This is a genomic window from Kitasatospora sp. NPDC127067, from assembly GCF_042724755.1.
GTDB classification, from domain to species: domain Bacteria; phylum Actinomycetota; class Actinomycetes; order Streptomycetales; family Streptomycetaceae; genus Kitasatospora; species Kitasatospora lactacystinica.
Genome location: NZ_JBHXEM010000017.1, coordinates 100,240 through 115,466, shown reverse-complemented (window position 1 = coordinate 115,466; position 15,227 = coordinate 100,240). Strand labels below are relative to the sequence as shown.

16 protein-coding genes and 1 pseudogene are annotated in these 15,227 nt (G+C 75.4%); 10 read left to right on the top strand and 7 right to left on the bottom strand.

Features of this window, described 5'->3' with window-relative positions:
- Positions 1-327: 327 nt before the first annotated feature.
- Both ACFWJ4_RS10455 and ACFWJ4_RS10450 read right to left on the bottom strand, forming a co-directional pair.
- Positions 328-1,422 carry a hypothetical protein gene (locus ACFWJ4_RS10455; protein WP_380541607.1) on the bottom strand — a complete coding sequence of 365 codons (1,095 nt, stop codon included), beginning with the start codon at positions 1,420-1,422 and terminating at the stop codon, positions 328-330.
- Positions 1,419-2,294: an RNA polymerase sigma factor gene (locus ACFWJ4_RS10450; RefSeq protein WP_380541604.1), complete on the bottom strand. Its 876-nt coding sequence runs from the start codon at positions 2,292-2,294 to the stop codon at positions 1,419-1,421. Before ACFWJ4_RS10450 ends, ACFWJ4_RS10455 begins: the two co-directional genes overlap by 4 nt.
- Before the next feature lie 373 nt (positions 2,295-2,667).
- Between ACFWJ4_RS10450 and ACFWJ4_RS10445 the strand changes: the two genes are divergently transcribed.
- The 4 genes from ACFWJ4_RS10445 to ACFWJ4_RS10430 all read left to right on the top strand — a co-directional run bounded on the left by ACFWJ4_RS10445 (position 2,668) and on the right by ACFWJ4_RS10430 (position 6,108).
- Positions 2,668-3,378 carry a hypothetical protein gene (locus ACFWJ4_RS10445; RefSeq protein ID WP_380541602.1) on the top strand — a complete coding sequence of 237 codons (711 nt, stop codon included), beginning with the start codon at positions 2,668-2,670 and terminating at the stop codon, positions 3,376-3,378.
- A gap of 157 nt (positions 3,379-3,535) precedes the next feature.
- Entirely contained in the window at positions 3,536-4,297 is a 762-nt protein-coding gene (locus tag ACFWJ4_RS10440) for a VC0807 family protein (protein WP_380541599.1), read from the top strand.
- 185 nt (positions 4,298-4,482) lie between these two features.
- On the top strand, positions 4,483-5,226 hold the full coding sequence (locus ACFWJ4_RS10435; protein WP_380541597.1) for a tyrosine-protein phosphatase: 744 nt from the start codon (positions 4,483-4,485) through the stop codon (positions 5,224-5,226).
- 120 nt (positions 5,227-5,346) lie between these two features.
- Positions 5,347-6,108 (top strand): Clp protease N-terminal domain-containing protein, encoded by a 762-nt coding sequence (locus ACFWJ4_RS10430; protein WP_380541594.1) that lies wholly within the window; start codon positions 5,347-5,349, stop codon positions 6,106-6,108.
- A 53-nt stretch (positions 6,109-6,161) separates the two neighbouring features.
- Here the strand turns inward: ACFWJ4_RS10430 and ACFWJ4_RS10425 are convergent, their stop codons facing one another.
- Positions 6,162-6,653: an NUDIX domain-containing protein gene (locus tag ACFWJ4_RS10425; protein WP_380541591.1), complete on the bottom strand. Its 492-nt coding sequence runs from the start codon at positions 6,651-6,653 to the stop codon at positions 6,162-6,164.
- Between the two features lie 95 nt (positions 6,654-6,748).
- On the opposite strand from ACFWJ4_RS10425, the pseudogene ACFWJ4_RS10420 reads away from it, so the two are divergent.
- A pseudogene (locus ACFWJ4_RS10420) lies at positions 6,749-6,925 on the top strand (hypothetical protein); the annotation flags it as partial.
- Between the two features lie 57 nt (positions 6,926-6,982).
- Here the strand turns inward: ACFWJ4_RS10420 and ACFWJ4_RS10415 are convergent.
- From ACFWJ4_RS10415 to ACFWJ4_RS10405, 3 genes are all read right to left on the bottom strand, one after another.
- A complete protein-coding gene (locus tag ACFWJ4_RS10415) occupies positions 6,983-8,035 on the bottom strand; it encodes a sigma-70 family RNA polymerase sigma factor (protein WP_380541588.1) in 1,053 nt (350 codons plus the stop codon).
- Between the two features lie 244 nt (positions 8,036-8,279).
- Positions 8,280-8,552: a hypothetical protein gene (locus ACFWJ4_RS10410; RefSeq protein ID WP_380352428.1), complete on the bottom strand. Its 273-nt coding sequence runs from the start codon at positions 8,550-8,552 to the stop codon at positions 8,280-8,282.
- Positions 8,553-8,762: 210 nt separating this feature from the next.
- Complete coding sequence (locus ACFWJ4_RS10405) at positions 8,763-9,029, bottom strand: UBP-type zinc finger domain-containing protein (RefSeq protein ID WP_359902101.1); 267 nt, start codon at positions 9,027-9,029, stop codon at positions 8,763-8,765.
- Positions 9,030-9,256: 227 nt separating this feature from the next.
- On the opposite strand from ACFWJ4_RS10405, the gene ACFWJ4_RS10400 reads away from it, so the two are divergent.
- Positions 9,257-10,018 (top strand): SDR family oxidoreductase, encoded by a 762-nt coding sequence (locus tag ACFWJ4_RS10400; protein ID WP_380541585.1) that lies wholly within the window; start codon positions 9,257-9,259, stop codon positions 10,016-10,018.
- Between the two features lie 68 nt (positions 10,019-10,086).
- The gene (locus ACFWJ4_RS10395) at positions 10,087-12,858 is read left to right on the top strand and encodes a lysylphosphatidylglycerol synthase domain-containing protein (RefSeq protein WP_380541582.1); all 2,772 of its coding nucleotides are present in this window, start codon (positions 10,087-10,089) and stop codon (positions 12,856-12,858) included.
- Positions 12,859-12,923: 65 nt separating this feature from the next.
- Here the strand turns inward: ACFWJ4_RS10395 and ACFWJ4_RS10390 are convergent, their stop codons facing one another.
- The gene (locus tag ACFWJ4_RS10390) at positions 12,924-13,124 is read right to left on the bottom strand and encodes a hypothetical protein (RefSeq protein ID WP_380541579.1); all 201 of its coding nucleotides are present in this window, start codon (positions 13,122-13,124) and stop codon (positions 12,924-12,926) included.
- A gap of 211 nt (positions 13,125-13,335) precedes the next feature.
- On the opposite strand from ACFWJ4_RS10390, the gene ACFWJ4_RS10385 reads away from it, so the two are divergent.
- From ACFWJ4_RS10385 to ACFWJ4_RS10375, 3 genes are all read left to right on the top strand, one after another.
- A complete protein-coding gene (locus ACFWJ4_RS10385) occupies positions 13,336-13,830 on the top strand; it encodes a carboxymuconolactone decarboxylase family protein (RefSeq protein WP_380541576.1) in 495 nt (164 codons plus the stop codon).
- A 139-nt stretch (positions 13,831-13,969) separates the two neighbouring features.
- Entirely contained in the window at positions 13,970-14,614 is a 645-nt protein-coding gene (locus tag ACFWJ4_RS10380) for a methyltransferase (RefSeq protein WP_359902088.1), read from the top strand.
- Positions 14,611-15,195 carry a TrmH family RNA methyltransferase gene (locus ACFWJ4_RS10375; protein WP_380352434.1) on the top strand — a complete coding sequence of 195 codons (585 nt, stop codon included), beginning with the start codon at positions 14,611-14,613 and terminating at the stop codon, positions 15,193-15,195. The genes ACFWJ4_RS10380 and ACFWJ4_RS10375 overlap by 4 nt, the downstream gene beginning before the upstream one ends.
- Positions 15,196-15,227 lie beyond the last annotated feature (32 nt).

Sequence of the window (15,227 nt, the reverse complement as noted above, 5' to 3'; positions counted from 1 at the left end):
TTTTTTTTTTTTGGGGGTGTGGGGGGGGGGGGGGCGGGGCCCGCGCCCCCCCCCCCCCCGGGCGGGGGGGGGGCCCCCCCCCGCCGCGGGGGGGGGCGCCCCCCACGTTTCCGGGCCGGCCGGGCCGGCGGCGCGTCCGGGGGGTGCGCCTGCCGGTCCGGCCGGGGCCGGCCGGGCGGCCGGTGGGCACGGGGGAGCCGACCGGCCACCCGGGGTCTTCGGGTGGTACTGCTTCCTGCGGGTGGTGCGGGTCCTGCGGGTGGTGCTGTTCCGGGCGGGCGGCGAGCCCGGGGGGAGTCGCTCGCCGCCCACCCGGAGTCCTGGGGGCTACCTCCCGGCCGACTGTTCGTTCTCGGTCCGGTCGGGCTTGTCCGGGCGGCCGTCCTGCGCGTTGGGGACGGCCGGGGCGGTCACGCCGGACTTGCCCGGTCTGGTACCGGCGCCGCCGGTGTCCTCGCCTTCGCTGCCGCCGCTGGTGTTGCCGCGCCCGTTTCCGCTGCCGCTTCCGTTGCTGTTGCCGTTTCCGTCGGTCCGGCCGCCGCCGGTGTTCCCCTTGCCGGATCCGGCGTTCGCCCCGCCCCCGGTGCGGCCGGGGTCGCGCGTCGGGCTGGTGGCGCCCTGGTGGTCGCCGTCCTCGCCGTCCTCGTCGTCGATCGCGGCCCGGCAGTAGTCCGTCACGCGGTCCGCGCCACCGGCCGCCGCGACCAGCGGGCCGTACAGCGATTCGCCGGCCAGTCGGCTCGGGCGGTCGCCCTTGGCCGTACGGTCGGCGAAGCCGGTGCAGAGGCCGAGCAGCGCGGGCGGGACGGCCGAACGGCCACCGCGCCCCTCGGGCGAGGGGGTGCCGTGCGTCGCGGGGCCGGACGGGACGACCGCCTGCGGTCCGGCGGAGGCGCTGCCGGACGGACGGGCGGAACCGGACGCCACGGCACCGAACGGGGCCGCGCCCGCCGACGACCCGACGACCGCCGGGCCCGACGCCGGGCCGGTGGCAGCGTCCCGGCCCGCGAGCCTGTGCTCCGGCGCGGACGGGCCGCCGCCCAGCGCGGGCGGCAGGTTGCCGGTGCCGGCGGCGACGGCGACACCGCACAGCGCGGTGGCGCCGAGCACGACGGCAGTGGCCTTCGTGCTGAAGGCCCTGGCCAGCACCGCGGTTGCCATCGATCGTCTCCGGACGGGGGTCACTGTCGGGTCGGGCGTGAGACTCGCCTCCCGGAACGCGGCCAGGGCGGCCTCCTCCCCGGCCAGTTCGCCGGCCGTCGCGGGGGCGGCGGCCGCGGCGAGCACCCGGGCGAGTTGCCCGGGACCGCCGTCCGGTCCGGTGAGCGAGGCGTCCTGCCCGGCCGACGGGCCGCCCACGGCACCACCGAGCAGCTGCTCGGCGGCATCACGGTCGATCCGACGGGATCGGTTGGTGCTCATCTCATGTCCTTCAGCGTCGCGGCCCGGCGTTCTGTCACACCCTGCGGAGAACTTTTTTTCGCGGGTTTCCCCACGGGTCGCCCGACGGCCTCGCCCCCGCTCACTCCGGCCGCCGCCCCGGCGGCGTTCCCCGCGGCCCCGGCGCCCGGTCCGGCCTGGGCCCCGGCCGTCGCCGCGCCGGCCCGGGCCGCCGGGATGCCGCCCCCGGAGGCGCGCGGCTCGACCAGTTTGGCCAGCCGCCGCAGCCCCCGGTGGGCGGCCATCCGGACGCTGCCGGCCCGCTTGCCGAGCACCCGGGCGGCGCTCTCCGCGTCCAGCTCCATGACCACCCGCAGCAGCACGGCCTCGGCCTGGTCGCGCGGCAGCCGGGAGATCAGGGCCAGCGCGTCTGCGGTGCCGACCGTGGTCAGCGCCGCACGCGCGGTGTCGTCCCCCGCCGCCAGCTCGACCAGTTGCTCGAACGGCAGGTCGGTGACCGGACGGCGGCGCCGGGCGCGCAGGTGGTCGAGGGCGCGGTGGCGGGCGACGGTGGCGGCCCAGCCGCGGAAGCCGTCCCCGTCGCCGGAGAAGCCGCGCAGGTCGCGGGCGATCTGCAGCCAGGTCTCGGAGGCGATGTCCTCGGCGTCCTGCGCGTCCTCCGGCCGGCCGCCGACCAGCACCCGCAGGTAGCGCAGCAGGCCCGGCTGGACGGTCCGGAACAGCAGCCGGAACGCCTGTTCGTCCCCGGCCTGCGCGGCCCGGACCGCCTCGGTCAGGTCGGGGGGAGCGGGGGCCGGGCCCGGCGGCGGGCCGGCGGGTGGGACTGGTCCGGACCGGCCGACGGGTCCGTCGGTGCCCGCTCCGGGGCGCTCTGCACTCTGCACCCGCCACATGATGCGCCATTCGGGCGAACACTTCGGCTCCGGCCGAACGACCGCCCGCGGCCGGGGCCAAGGTCCCGAGGACTCCTGTCGTTCGCCCACGGCCCGGACCGGCCCGTCCGGCCTACGTTGTCGGTAGGCGAAGCAGTCCGGGCCGACGGCCCGCCCCGACACAGGGTCCGCCGACGCACCCGGAACGCCGCCCGTGCCCCCGCCGTGTCCGAGGGCGCACGCACGACCCGTGCGGGCCCCGGTCGCACGACCCTGCCTGGTTTGAGCCGTGCCGCTGGGGACCAGCACTGACGGGGACCACCACCGGCGCCGGGCCCGGCACACCGCACCCGGCGCACCCGTCCGGCACCACGACCAGCAGGGAAAGACCGCGATGACGACCGCCCACGAGCTCCACGGGCTCCACGAGCTCCATGCGAAGGGCCTGCGCGAGCACCTCGCACCCGCCCTGCGCGCCCTGGGCCTCATCGGGTGGCGCCGGACCTTCAGCCTGCCGGACGAGACCCACTGGCTGCTGCTCGGCCTGGTCGAGCGCCCCGCCGCCGACCGGGTGCCCTTCACCTTCGAGCTCAGCGTGGTCCGCCGCACCGCCTGGAGCGTCGCGGCCCTCCCCGGCCACCGGCCCGACCCGCGCACCCGGTACGGCGTCGAGACCTGGCGGGCCCGGATCGGCGAGGTGCTGCCGGTCGGCGAGGACGTCTGGTGGGAGGTGCTGCCCGGGCCGCGCTGGCAGCTCCCGCTGGACGACGCGGTCGCCGCCGTGCACCGTTACGGCCTGCCGGAGCTGCGGCGCCGGGCCGAGGCGGACCGCACCCCCGCCGGGGAGACCTACCTCCTGCCCGCCGAGCTGGAGGCGGTCAACGCCGCGCTGCTGACCGCGGCGGTGGCCCGGGTGCAGCGCGCCGAGCTCGCCGACGAGGCGCTGGTGCTGACCGGCGCCTGGACCCGCGGCGACGGCGTCGCCCGGACCGTTCTGGCGGGTGTCGCGCAGGGCTTCCTGTCCGCCGGCGACGAGCGCTTCGGCACCGTCCGCTGCCTGGACACCCTGGGCCGCGCACTGTGGACCTTCCCCGACGAGGGGTAGGAATCCGCAGGTCGGAGGCGGTGTCACGGCGCGCACCATGACAACCGTCACGCGGATCACGCAACGGACGGCACTGCGCCGACGGAGGGTCGGACGGAAAGACTGGAGGCACGACGCGGGCAGCGGCCCGCGGCCACCAGTCGGGGAGGAACCCACCGTGAGCCAGACCGTCAGTGCCGCCGCCGTCACCAGCACCGTCGCCCTCACCGGCACCACCCCGGCCACGTCCGCCGCCACCCGCGCCGCCACCCACGCCAAGGCCCCCAACCCGCTGGTCTCCGGGCTCCGCCCGCTGGCCCTCGACGTGGCCGCCCCGCTGGCCGGCTACTACCTGCTGCACTCGGCCCTCGGCCTGAGCGAGTTCGCCGCACTGGCCTGGAGCAGCGCCTTCCCGGCCGCCCGGACCGTCCTCGGCCTGCTGGTCGAGCGCAGGCTCAACCTGTGGGCCGCCCTGATGCTGACCGTCAACCTGGCGGGCCTGGCGCTGACCTTCGTCACCGGCGACGCCCGCCTGATGATCGCCAAGGACGGCGGGCTGAGCGGCACGGTGGCACTGGCGATCCTGGCCTCCGCGCTGGTCGGCCGACCGGTGATGACCCCGATGCTGATGCCCTTCCTCACCAAGGGCCGGCCGGAGCGCGCGGCTGCCTGGCAGCGGCTGGTCGAGGGCCGGGCGGCCGGAGCGCGGGCCTTCCGCCGCCACGAGCGCCTGTTCTCGGGCATCTGGGGCGCCGCGCTGCTGGCCGAGTGCGCGGCCCGGGTGGTCGGTGCCTTCACCCTGCCGGTGTCGACCATGGCCTGGCTGTCCACCGTCGTCCTGATCGGCGCGATCGTGGCCGGTTCGATGCTCGGCCGGATCGCGGTCGAGCCGATGGAGCGGCTGGTCCGCACCGAGGCCGAGGCCCCGACCGCCGCCTGAGCACACGGCCCGCCGCTTTCCCGAACACCCGGTCCCTGAACAGCCGCCTCCCCGAACACTTCCCCGAACACTTCCCTGAACGGCCGGTTCCCGGGACTCGAACGGCGAGGAACCATCCGGATCCCCCGGGAGTCGTTCATAACGAGGGGGTAACGGGACCCCCGCCGAGGAAAACGGGGACCCCCATGTACCGGACGACGCACGCGCCGAGCAGCACCGAGGACCGCACGCTCGTCTGGGACGGCTGCCTGAACGTCCGCGACCTGGGCGGCCTGCCCACCGCCTCCGGCCGGCCCACCGCCCACGGCGCGATGGTCCGGGCGGACAACCTGGACCGCCTCACCGCCGAGGGCTGGGACGCCCTCCTCGACCACGGCGTCCGCACCGTGGTCGACCTGCGCAACGCCGAGGAGTACAAGCCGCTCCTCCCGCTCCCCGAGGACGTCGAGCTGATCCGCGTCCCGCTGGACGAACTGGCCGGCCCCGCCTGGTGGGAGGCCCACGGACGACTGGACGGCACCCCGCTCGCGCTCCGCCCCTACCTGGACCACTGCCCGCACGCCGCCGCCGCGCTGGTCTCCGCGCTCGCCGGCGCCCGCCCCGGCGGCGTGGTCGTGCACTGCGGCGCCGGCCGCGACCGCACCGGCCTGGCCGTCCTGCTGCTGCTCGCCCTGGCCGGGGTCGACCGGGCCGCGATCGCCGAGGACTACCTGATGAGCGGCCCCAACGTCCGTCCGCTGTACGGGATGCTGGGCCTGCCGGACCCCTACCGCCGGATCGACGCGGTGCTCGCCGAGGCCGGGACCACCGCGGAGGATGCCCTGGCGGCCGCGCTCGACGACTTCGACCCGGTCGGCTACCTGCTCGCGGCGGGCGTCGCGCCCGAGCGGATCGCCGCCGTCCGGGAGCGGCTGCTGCCCGCCGAGTAGCGCGGGCCCCGAAGCCGCCGGGGCTCCGAAGGGGTTCCCCGGAGACTCCCGGGAAGACCTCCGCAAACCATCGTCAACCGATGGTTGACGATTCCTGGATCGACAACCTACGGTTGACGCATGGAGAATCCCGTTGTTCCCAACAGCACTCCGCTGCGCCTCGACGACCTGATCGCCGCGATCAAGAAGGTCCACACCGACGCGCTCGACCAGCTCTCCGACGCGGTCATCGCCGCCGACCACCTCGGCGAACTCGCCGACCACCTCATCGGCCACTTCGTCGACCAGGCCCGCCGCTCCGGCGCCTCCTGGACCGACATCGGCCGCAGCATGGGCGTCAGCAAGCAGGCCGCCCAGAAGCGCTTCGTGCCCAAGGATCCGGGCGCCCCGAACGACCTCGACCCCAGCCAGGGCTTCAGCAGGTTCACGCCCCGGGCCCGCAGCGTCGTGGTGGCCTCCCAGGAGGAGGCCCGCAAGGCGGGCAACGCCGAGATCACCACGGCGCACCTGGTGCTCGGCCTGCTCGCCGAGCCCGAAGGCATCGGCATGAAGGCGCTCACCGCCCAGGGCGTCACCCCGGAGGCCCTGCGGGCGGTGGCCGCCGCCGCCCTGCCGGCCGCCGCCGACGACCTGCCGGCACTGATCCCGTTCGACGCCGAGAGCAAGAAGGCGCTGGAACTGACCTTCCGCGAGGCGCTCAAGCTCGGGCACAACTACGTCGGCACCGAGCACCTCCTGCTCGCCCTGCTGGAGCTGGAGAACGGCCAGGGCGTGTTGGCCGGGCTGAAGGTGGACAAGCCCGCCGCCGAGGCCTTCGTCTCGGAGGCGATCGCCGCCATCGTCGCCGCCGCCCGGGACGCGGAGGCCGAGCCGCAGCCGTGAGGCCCCGTGCCCTGTCCCGGACGGAACTCCCGCCCGGGACAGGGCACGTGCGCTCAGAACCCGGAGACCTGGGTGGTGACGATCCGCACCCGGCCGTCCTCGGCCGCCTCCAGCGCCGCCCGCAGCCGGGCCGACCGGGCCGGGCCGAGCAGCTCCAGGGCGTCCTCGACCGACGCCCAGCGGTAGTCGTCCAGCTCGCCGGCCGGGACGGTCACGGGGGTGCCGTCCGGAACGGCGCCGAAGTCGAACATGAAGTGCTGGGCGGGGTGGTCGAGTTCGGCCGAGGCGTGGGTCCAGGAGATGGCCAGCAGCTCGCCCGCCCGCCGGACGAGGCCGGTCTCCTCCCGCAGCTCCCGCTCGGCGCACTCCACCGGGCCCTCGCCGAGGTCGATCGTGCCGCCCGGGAACTGCCAGTGCTCGCGGTACCCGGCCTTCACGATCAGGATCCGGCCGGACCCGTCCCGCAGCAGGCACCCCGCCGCCGCGTAGATCCGTGGCAGGGAGGCCAGCCATTCCTCGCGGGACTTCAACGGCTCAACCGTCACGGTGCTCCTCCTGGGACGGGTCGGGTTCGGTCGCCCCCACTCTGCCACCAGCCGACGACCGATGAGTCGAGGCCGCCCCGGCGGTCCTATCCGGCATGAACACCGTGGAAGGCTCACCGGAACGCCCCGTACTGACCTGCGACCTGGGCGCGCTGACCGCCCCCGACCTGGCCGTCGTCGACGCGCTCGCCCGGCTGCGGCTGGCCGCCGCCCGGCACGGAGTGGCCGTGGTGCTGCTGAACGCCGGCGGCCCGCTGCGCGAACTGCTGGCGTTCAGCGGCCTGTCGGCGCTGCTGCCGGGCGCGGCCGACCCCCCGGCCTTCGCGGAGCTACTCGGCGACGGAGTCCACGGCGGGCTCGACGGGCTCGGCGAGCTCGGCGGCTTCGGCGCCGGACTCCGCGACGGGATCGGCCTCCAGTCGGGACGAGAGGCCGAAGAGCGGGAAGAGCACGTCGGTGTCCAGGAAGTTGGTGAAGCCGGTGATCCGCCCCTCTGACACCTCCGGCACGATCAGCGCCCACGGCTCGTACCCGCCCGCCGGACTCGGCCGGTACTGGCCGAAGGCCGGGCCTCCGTTGGCCGTCACCGGGAGCAGCCGCGAACCGCGGCAGCCGTGACCGGGACCCAGCATCCACGCCCGGAGCTCGTCCCGCCCGCGCAGCCACATCGAGAACGGCGGCATGTTGAGCGTGACGTCCTCGTGCAGCAGCGCGGCGAGACCGTCCATGTCGTACGCCTCGAAAGCGCGGACGTAGCCGTCCAGCAGCGCGCGCCGGCCCTCGTCCAGCTCGGGGGCCGGCCGGGCCGCCGAGGCGTCGACGGCGAGCACCGCCCGGGCCCGCTGCAGCGCGCTGTTGACCGAGGCCACCGTGACGCCGAGCAGTTCGGCCACCTCGGCGGCCTTCCAGCCGAGCACCTCGCGCAGGATCAGCACCGCCCGCTGCCGGGGCGCGAGGCGCTGCAGCACCGCGACGAAGGCCAGCTTCACCGACTCGCGCTGGACGGCCACCTCGGCCGGGTCCCCCGTCTCGGGCAGCACCCGGCCGTCCGGCGCCGGACCGATCCACGTCACCTCGGGGAGCCGGGTGTCGTGCGCCGCGGCCACCGTGACCGGCCCGGCCAGGTCCATCGGCCGAGCCCGGCCGTTGCGGCCGTTCAGCGCGTCCAGGCAGACGTTGGTGGCTATTCGGTACAGCCAGGAGCGCAGCGCGGCCCGCCCCTCGAAGCCCCGGTGCCCGCGCCAGGCGCGGACCATGGTCTCCTGCACCGCGTCCTCCGCCTCGAAGACCGAGCCGAGCATGCGGTAGCAGTAACCGGTCAACTCGGTGCGGTACCGCTCCAACTGGAGCTCGACCGGCTCCTCCGTGATCACGTCGGTCATCGTACGCCCCGCCCCCGTCGTCCTGCCCCGTACCTGCACCGGTACCTGTGCCCTGGTGAACGGGACGAACGTAGCGCACACCACCGACACCGACCGTGCCGGCCGCGCTCCGGCGGCAACAGCCCTGTGGGAGCGGGCCGAAGCCGTCGCCGACCGGCCGCCGCGGGGGGACGGGGAACGTCTGACGATGCGCCAGGAGCGGTCCGGCCGCAGTGCGGTGCAGTGCACTGCGGCACGGTGCGGCTCAGTGGGCGGAGTGCTTCTCCGCGCCACGGTGCCGGTGCCCCTTGAGCTCGGCGTGCATCGCCGGGGCGGCGTGCATCGTCGTGCCCGGCGCATCCCTTCCACCGTGCCGGAACGATTCGCCGGCGCCGTGCCCGGCGGCGGCGTAGGACATCGCGCCGGCGCTCGGCATCGGCGCGAACCGGGCGGGCGGGCTCGCCATGCCCCGGCGTTCCAGCAGTTCCTGGGTGCCCTGGCGGAGCTTGGCGGTGCTGCCGGGCGTTCGCTTGGTCATCGTCGGCCTCCCTTCGTCGGCCACCGGCCGGTCGGATGCCGGCCGGTGGGGCCGAACGGGCTTTATGTCCGGATTTTATCCGGATTGCAGGTCCGTGCCAGTGCGGAAGGGATGTGCGGGCGCCACACCCGGGAGACGTCCGCGGGAGCCTGCGCGAGCGCCGGTACGCGGGCCCCGTCACACGCGGGCCCCGTCACACGCGTGACCGGCTCAGCCCATGACCTCGTGGACGAAGCACCAACGCCAGTCCTCCCCCGGCTCGTACGAGCGGATCACCGGGTGGGAGGTGTTGTGGAAGTGCGCGGTGGCGTGCCGTTGCGGAGAGAAGTCGCAGCAGCCGATGTGGCCGCAGTCCAGGCAGATCCGCAGGTGCACCCAGTCCCGGCGGCCCTGCTCCAGGCAGTCGGCGCAGCCGTCGGCGGGCGGCCGGGGCTCGATGTTCTGAGGGGCCAGAGCGAGGTCTTCGCAGGCGCTCATGACTGAAAGGCTATGCCGCCCCGGCACGGAACGCCCGCTCAGGGCGGCCATGGACGGGCGTCCCGAGGGTGGCACTGCCGTTCCCGGGTTCCCCCGTCCCAGGCGCCCCCGGCCCAGGAAGGGCCGTCCCAGGAAGGGAGTTCCCGGGAAAAGCACAACCCTGGGTAACCGCTCGCAGCCCGCGCAGAGTGGTCGGCACCGGCCCGACCGAACCTCTGGAGTCCCCGATGAGCCACCCCTCCGCCGCCGCCCGCACCGCCGTCGTCACCGGAGCCGCCAGCGGCATGGGCGCCGCCACCGCCCGGCTGCTCGCCGCATCCGGCGCCCGGGTCGCCCTGCTCGCCCGCCGCACCGAGCGGCTGGACGCCCTCGCCGCCGAGATCGCCGCCGCGGGCGGACGGGCGCTCACCGTCACCACCGACATCACCGACCAGGCCTCGGTGGACGCCGCCGCGAGGACCGTCCACGACGCCTACGGCCCGGTCGACCTGGTGGTCAACAACGCCGGGGTGATGCTGCCCAACCCCCTCGCCGACGGCCGGATCGACGAGTGGACCCGCATGGTCGACACCAACCTCACCGGCGCGCTGCGGATCGTCCGCGCCTTCGGCCCCGACCTCACCGCGGCCGCCGCCGAGGGCCGCACCGCCGACCTGGTCAACGTCTCCTCGATCGCCTCGCACGTGGTCTTCCCCGACTACGCGGTGTACGGGGCCACCAAGGCCGCGCTCACCCAGCTGTCCGCCGCCCTGCGCAGCGAGTTCGGCCCGCGCGACGTCCGGGTCAGCGCGATCGAGCCCGGACTGACCGACACCGAACTCGCCGGGCACATCGACAACCCGGTGCTGCGCGAACAGCTCGGCGGCATGTTCACCGCCATCCCGGCGCTCGCGGCCGAGGACGTCGCCGACCTCATCGCCTACACCGTGAGCCGCCCCCGGCACGTCAACCTGCGCCACCTGGTCGTCCTGCCGACCCGGCAGGCGTAGGGCCGCGTCGTCCCGGCACTGCCGAATCCCCGCCCCTCGCCCGCGGGCGGCATGGGAGCATGCCATCCGTGGCGATCGTGACGGGGAGAATGAACGGCGACACCGGCGGGGCCGACCCCGGCGGTGCGCCCGCGCAACGGAAACGCGGCACGCGGACGCGGGACACCGGCGGCGGAAGCGGCGCCGGCACCGACGGCGGCAGCAGCGGCGACGGCACCGGGTCATCGGCCGACGGCACCGGAGTGTCCGCCGACGGCACCGGGGTGCCGGCCGACGGCAGCCCCGGAACGGCCCCCGCCCGGATACCCGAGCAGGCCGGCCCCGGCCGGTTCCGGGCCCGTCCGCTACCCACCACCGACCGGGTCCGGCAGCCCGTCGCCCTGATCCGGCTGCTCGGCGGCCTGTTCGCCATCGCCCTCACCCTGCTGCTCGCCGACTACGCCCGCGCCACCACCGGCGGCATCGCCGCCGACGTCGCCGAGGCGGCCTCCCTGGTGCCGCGCCCGCTGGCCGGACTGGCCGGCGGTCTCACCACCGCCGCCGTCCTGCTGCTCCCGGTCGGCCTCGCCGTCCGCCGGCTGCTGGGCCCCGACCGGCGACGCGCCCTCCAGCAGGTCTCCGACGGGCTGCTCGCCGCCGTCCTCGCGTACGGCGCCACGCTCGGACTGGACCTCTGGGCCGACGGCCTCGCCCCGCCCTCACTGCTCTCCGCGCTCACCCAGCCGCTGCCCGGCAGCGGCGGGCTCGGGCACACCGAGTCCGTCTACGGCTACCTCGCGCCGGCCCTCGCCTTCATGACCGCCTCCGGCAGCCGGGAACGCCGCCTGCCCTGGACCGTCCTCGCCCTCTCCGGCCTGGCCGGGCTGACCGGCGGGTACGCCACCCCCACCGCGCTCCTGCTCGGGCTGCTGATCGGCTGGACCGGCGCCCACGGCACCCTGTACGCGGTCGGCACCCCCGACCCCTGCCCCCGGCCCGGCGAGGTCCTGCGCGCCCTGCGCGACAGCGGCCTGCGCCCGGTCGAGGCCCGGCCGGCCGGCCCCGACCGCTACCGGGTCCGGCAGGCCGACGACCGCCCCGACCTCGACGTCCAGCTCCTCGACCGGCAGGCCGTCACCGCCGCCGCCGTCCAGCGCGCCTGGCGCCGGCTGCGCCTGCGCACCGCCCCCGACCCGCGCGTCCTGCGCTCCCCGCGCACCGGCCTGGAGCACGAGGCCCTGGTCACGTACGCGGCCCTCGCGGCCGGCGTCCGCACCCGCCGCATCGCCGCCACCGCGGGCATCGGCCAGGACACCGCCCTCATCGCGTACGAGCGGCTGGCCGGACGCACCCTCGACGAACTCACCGACGAGGAGATCACCGACGAACTGCTCACCGACGCCTGGCGACAGTTCGCCCTGCTCCAGCGCCGCGAGATCGCCCACCGCGCCCTCGTCCCCTCCTCCCTGCTGATCGACGGCTCCGGCGCCGTGCACCTGGTCGACTTCGCCGACGGCGACATCGCCGCCACCGAACTCGTCCTGTGCTGCGACCTCGCCCAGCTCCTCACCACCCTCGCCCTGCGCGCCGGCGCCGCCCGTTCGGTCCGCACGGCCACCGCCGTCCTCGGCCCCGACCCGATCGACGCCGCCCTCCCGCTGCTCCAGCCCATCGCCCTCACCCACACCACCCGCCGCGCCCTCAGGCAGCACGCCAAACGCACCACCGCCCGAGCCACCGCCCCGGCGAGCGGCGGCCACGGCGCGGCCGGTGACGTGGGCGCGCCCACCGGTGGCACCGGGTCCGCCACCACGACCGGGCCGGGGACCCCGCACGACTCCCCCGCCCCCGGCGGCCTCCTCGACGAGATCCGCGCGGAGGTCCTGCGCACCCGCCCGCAGGTGGTGGGCCGCCCGGTGCGGCTGGAGCGGCTGCGGCCGCGGACCCTGCTGATCGTCGTGGGCGGCGTGGTGGCCGGCTGGCTGCTGATCCCGCAGCTGTTCGCGGCGGAGGACAATCCGGTCTCCGCGCTGGCGGACGCCGATCCCTGGTGGCTGCTGCTGGCGCTGGCGGCGGCGGCGACGAGCCACGTCGCGGCGGCGATGGGCTTCGTCGGTTTCGTGCCGGAGCGGCTGAACTTCCGCAACGCGGTGCTGGCGCAGGTGGCCGGGTCGTTCGTGAAGCTGGTGTCGCCCGGCGGCGTCGGCGGGGTCGCGCTGAACACCCGCCTGTTGCAGCGGGCGGGCATCCCCACCGCGCAGGCGCTGTCCAGCGTCGGCGTGGGGACGCTGATCGGCCTGGTGCTGCACCTGCTGCAGCTGGGGGCCTTCGTCTACCTGCTGGGCTTCGAGCCGGGCGGCTCCGAGCTGGACGCGCTGCCCGCGGTGGTCGCCGGGCTGGCGGGGGCGGCGGCGCTGCTGGCGGTGGTGTCGGCGATCCCGGTGGCGCGGCGGTGGCTGGCGACGCGGCTGCGGCCGCTGACGGCCGAGGTGCTGCCGCGGCTGCTGGACCTGCTGCGCAGCCCGACCCGGCTGGCGGTGGGCGTGACCGGGCAGCTTCTGGTGTCGATCTGCCTGATCGCCTGCCTGTACTGCTGTGCCCGGGCGATCGGCCCGGAGCCGTCCTTCGCCGCGGTCGCGGTGGTGTTCCTGGTGGGCAACGCGGTGGGCAGCGCGGCGCCGACCCCGGGCGGGGCCGGCGCGGTGGACGGGATGCTGCTCACGCTGCTCCAGCAGACCGCCTCGATGGAACAGGGCGGCGCACTGGCCGCGGTGGCGCTGTACCGCCTGCTGACGCTGATCCTGCCGGTGCTGCCGGGCTGGGCGGCCTTCGTCTGGCTGCAACGCCGCCGGGCCCTGTAACCGGGACGGCCGGTCCGGGCGGCAGCGAGCCCGGGGCGGGGGCAGGGCGGGAGCGGGGGCGACGGCTACTCCCGGTACTCCTCCTCGTCGTGCCGGACCGGCCGGGTCTGTTCCACGACGTCCGCGACGTTGGTCGCCGGGTCCGCTCCGAGGGCCCGGCGTTCGGCCACCTCGTCGTAGGTGTCGCCCTCGGGTGCCTTCTCGTCGGTCTCGACGGTCTCGGCGGTCTCCTCGATCAGGTATTCCTCGTGCTGTTCCTGCGGCATGGCATCCGTCCTCACTGTTCGGAGGCCTTCACGGGCCCGGCTGGCGTACTGGCAGTATCCGCCGCCCGGCGCCGGGACGCGAAGTGCCGACGCCGCTCCGGCGTGTTGCCGGGGCTGCCGCGGACCCCTTGCCGACCCGCCGGATTGACCCATGAAACAGCGCCCTGAATGGCCCAGGGAACAGGTTCATTCCGCCCCTAGGGTCATAGGCATGACGACGAACGAGAGCGCCCGGACCGCCCCGACCACCGACGCCGCCGAGGCCCCCGCCCGCCTCGACCACGCCCGCACCGCGCCCAAGGTGTTCCGCGCGATGATCGCCCTGGACGCCGCCGCCCGCGAGGGCCTGGACCCGGCCCTGGTCGAGCTCGTCCAGGTGCGCACCTCCCAGCTGAACGGCTGCGCGTACTGCCTGGACATGCACGTCAAGGACGCCCGCAAGGCCGGCGAGACCGACGAGCGGATCTACCTGCTGCCGGTCTGGCAGGAGGCCCCGGCCGGGGTCTACAGCGAGCGCGAGCGGGCCGCCCTGGCGCTGGCCGAGGAGATCACCCGGATCCACGGCGGCGTCTCGGACGCGGTGTACGCCCGGGCCGCCGCGCACTTCGCGGAGGCCGAGCTGGCGCAGCTGATCTCGGTCTGCTTCACCATCAACGCCTGGAACCGCATCAACGTGGCCACCCGCAAGACCCCCGGCGCCGCGTGACCGCACCGCTGTCCGGAACGCCGTCCGCACCGCCGTCCTGAACGCCGTCCGGGCCACCGGGGGTACGATCGGTGCCGTACAAAGGGCTAACCCACACCCACCCGGTGGCCCCGAGGCCCATACGAACGACGGGGAAATCATGTCCGGCTCGCACTACTTCACCGGTGCACCCGAGGTGGCCAGCGACCGCCGGCCGATCACGGTCTCCCTGCCGGACCTCACCCTGGAACTGACCACCGACACCGGGGTGTTCTCCCGCAGCCGACTCGACCCGTGCACCCGGATCCTGCTGGAGCACGCCCCGCAGCCGCGGGTGCGCGGCCCGATCCTGGACATCGGCTGCGGCTACGGTCCGATCGCCCTGACCTGGGCGAGCCGCCGCAAGCGCCTCCCGGTCTGGGCGGTGGACGTCAACGAGCGCGCCCTGGAGCTGGTCCGGCTGAACGCCGAGGCGCTGGGGCTCGGCAACGTCCGGGCAGCCCTGCCCGACGACGTCCCCGAGGACGTCCGCTTCGCCACCATCTACTCCAACCCTCCGATCCGGATCGGCAAGGCCGCGCTGCGCCGCCTGCTCACGCACTGGCTCGACCGGCTGACCCCGGACGGCTCGGCGTTCCTGGTGGTGCAGAAGCACCTGGGCTCGGACTCGCTCCAGAAGTGGCTGAACGAGCAGGGCTACCCGACCACTCGGGTCGCATCGGTCAACGGGTCCCGGATTCTGGAAGCGCGGCCCCGCCCCGAGGTGGGCGAGGGCTCCGAGAGCGGACGAGGTACGACGACGTGAAGCAGCTGCGCGGGACCGAACTGAAGCGCCTGCACCGCTCCTGGCGGCGCAGCAACGAGTTCCGGCTCGCGATGATCCTGGAGAACCTCCAGTCGCCGTTCAACGTCGGCTCGGTGGTCCGCACCGGCGCGGCGATGGGCGCCGAGAAGCTGTACCTGGCCGGGGACACCCCGTCGGTGCGCTCGTCCGGCGCGCAGAAGGCCGCGATGGGCACCGACAAGTACCTGAAGGTGGAGCACTTCCCGACCGTCGCCGAGGCCGTCGCGGCGGCCAAGGCGGACGGCTTCAAGGTCGTCGGTCTGGAGCTGGCGGACGAGGCGGTGCCGATGTTCGCCGCGGAGCTGACCCCGGCGGTGGCCTTCGTGCTCGGGCACGAGGACCGCGGGATCACGCCCGAGGCGCTTGCCCTGTGCGACCAGGTGGTGTTCGTGCCGCAGCTGGGCCGGGTCGGCTCGCTGAACGTCTCGGCGGCCGCCACGGTGGCCTGCTACGAGGCGCGCCGGCAGGGCTACGCGATCAGCGGCACCCCGGACGGCGACCTCGCGGGCGACCTGGCGGGCGACCTCGGCGACGACGAGTAGCCGAGCAGCGCCCCCGAGGTGTGACCCGAAGC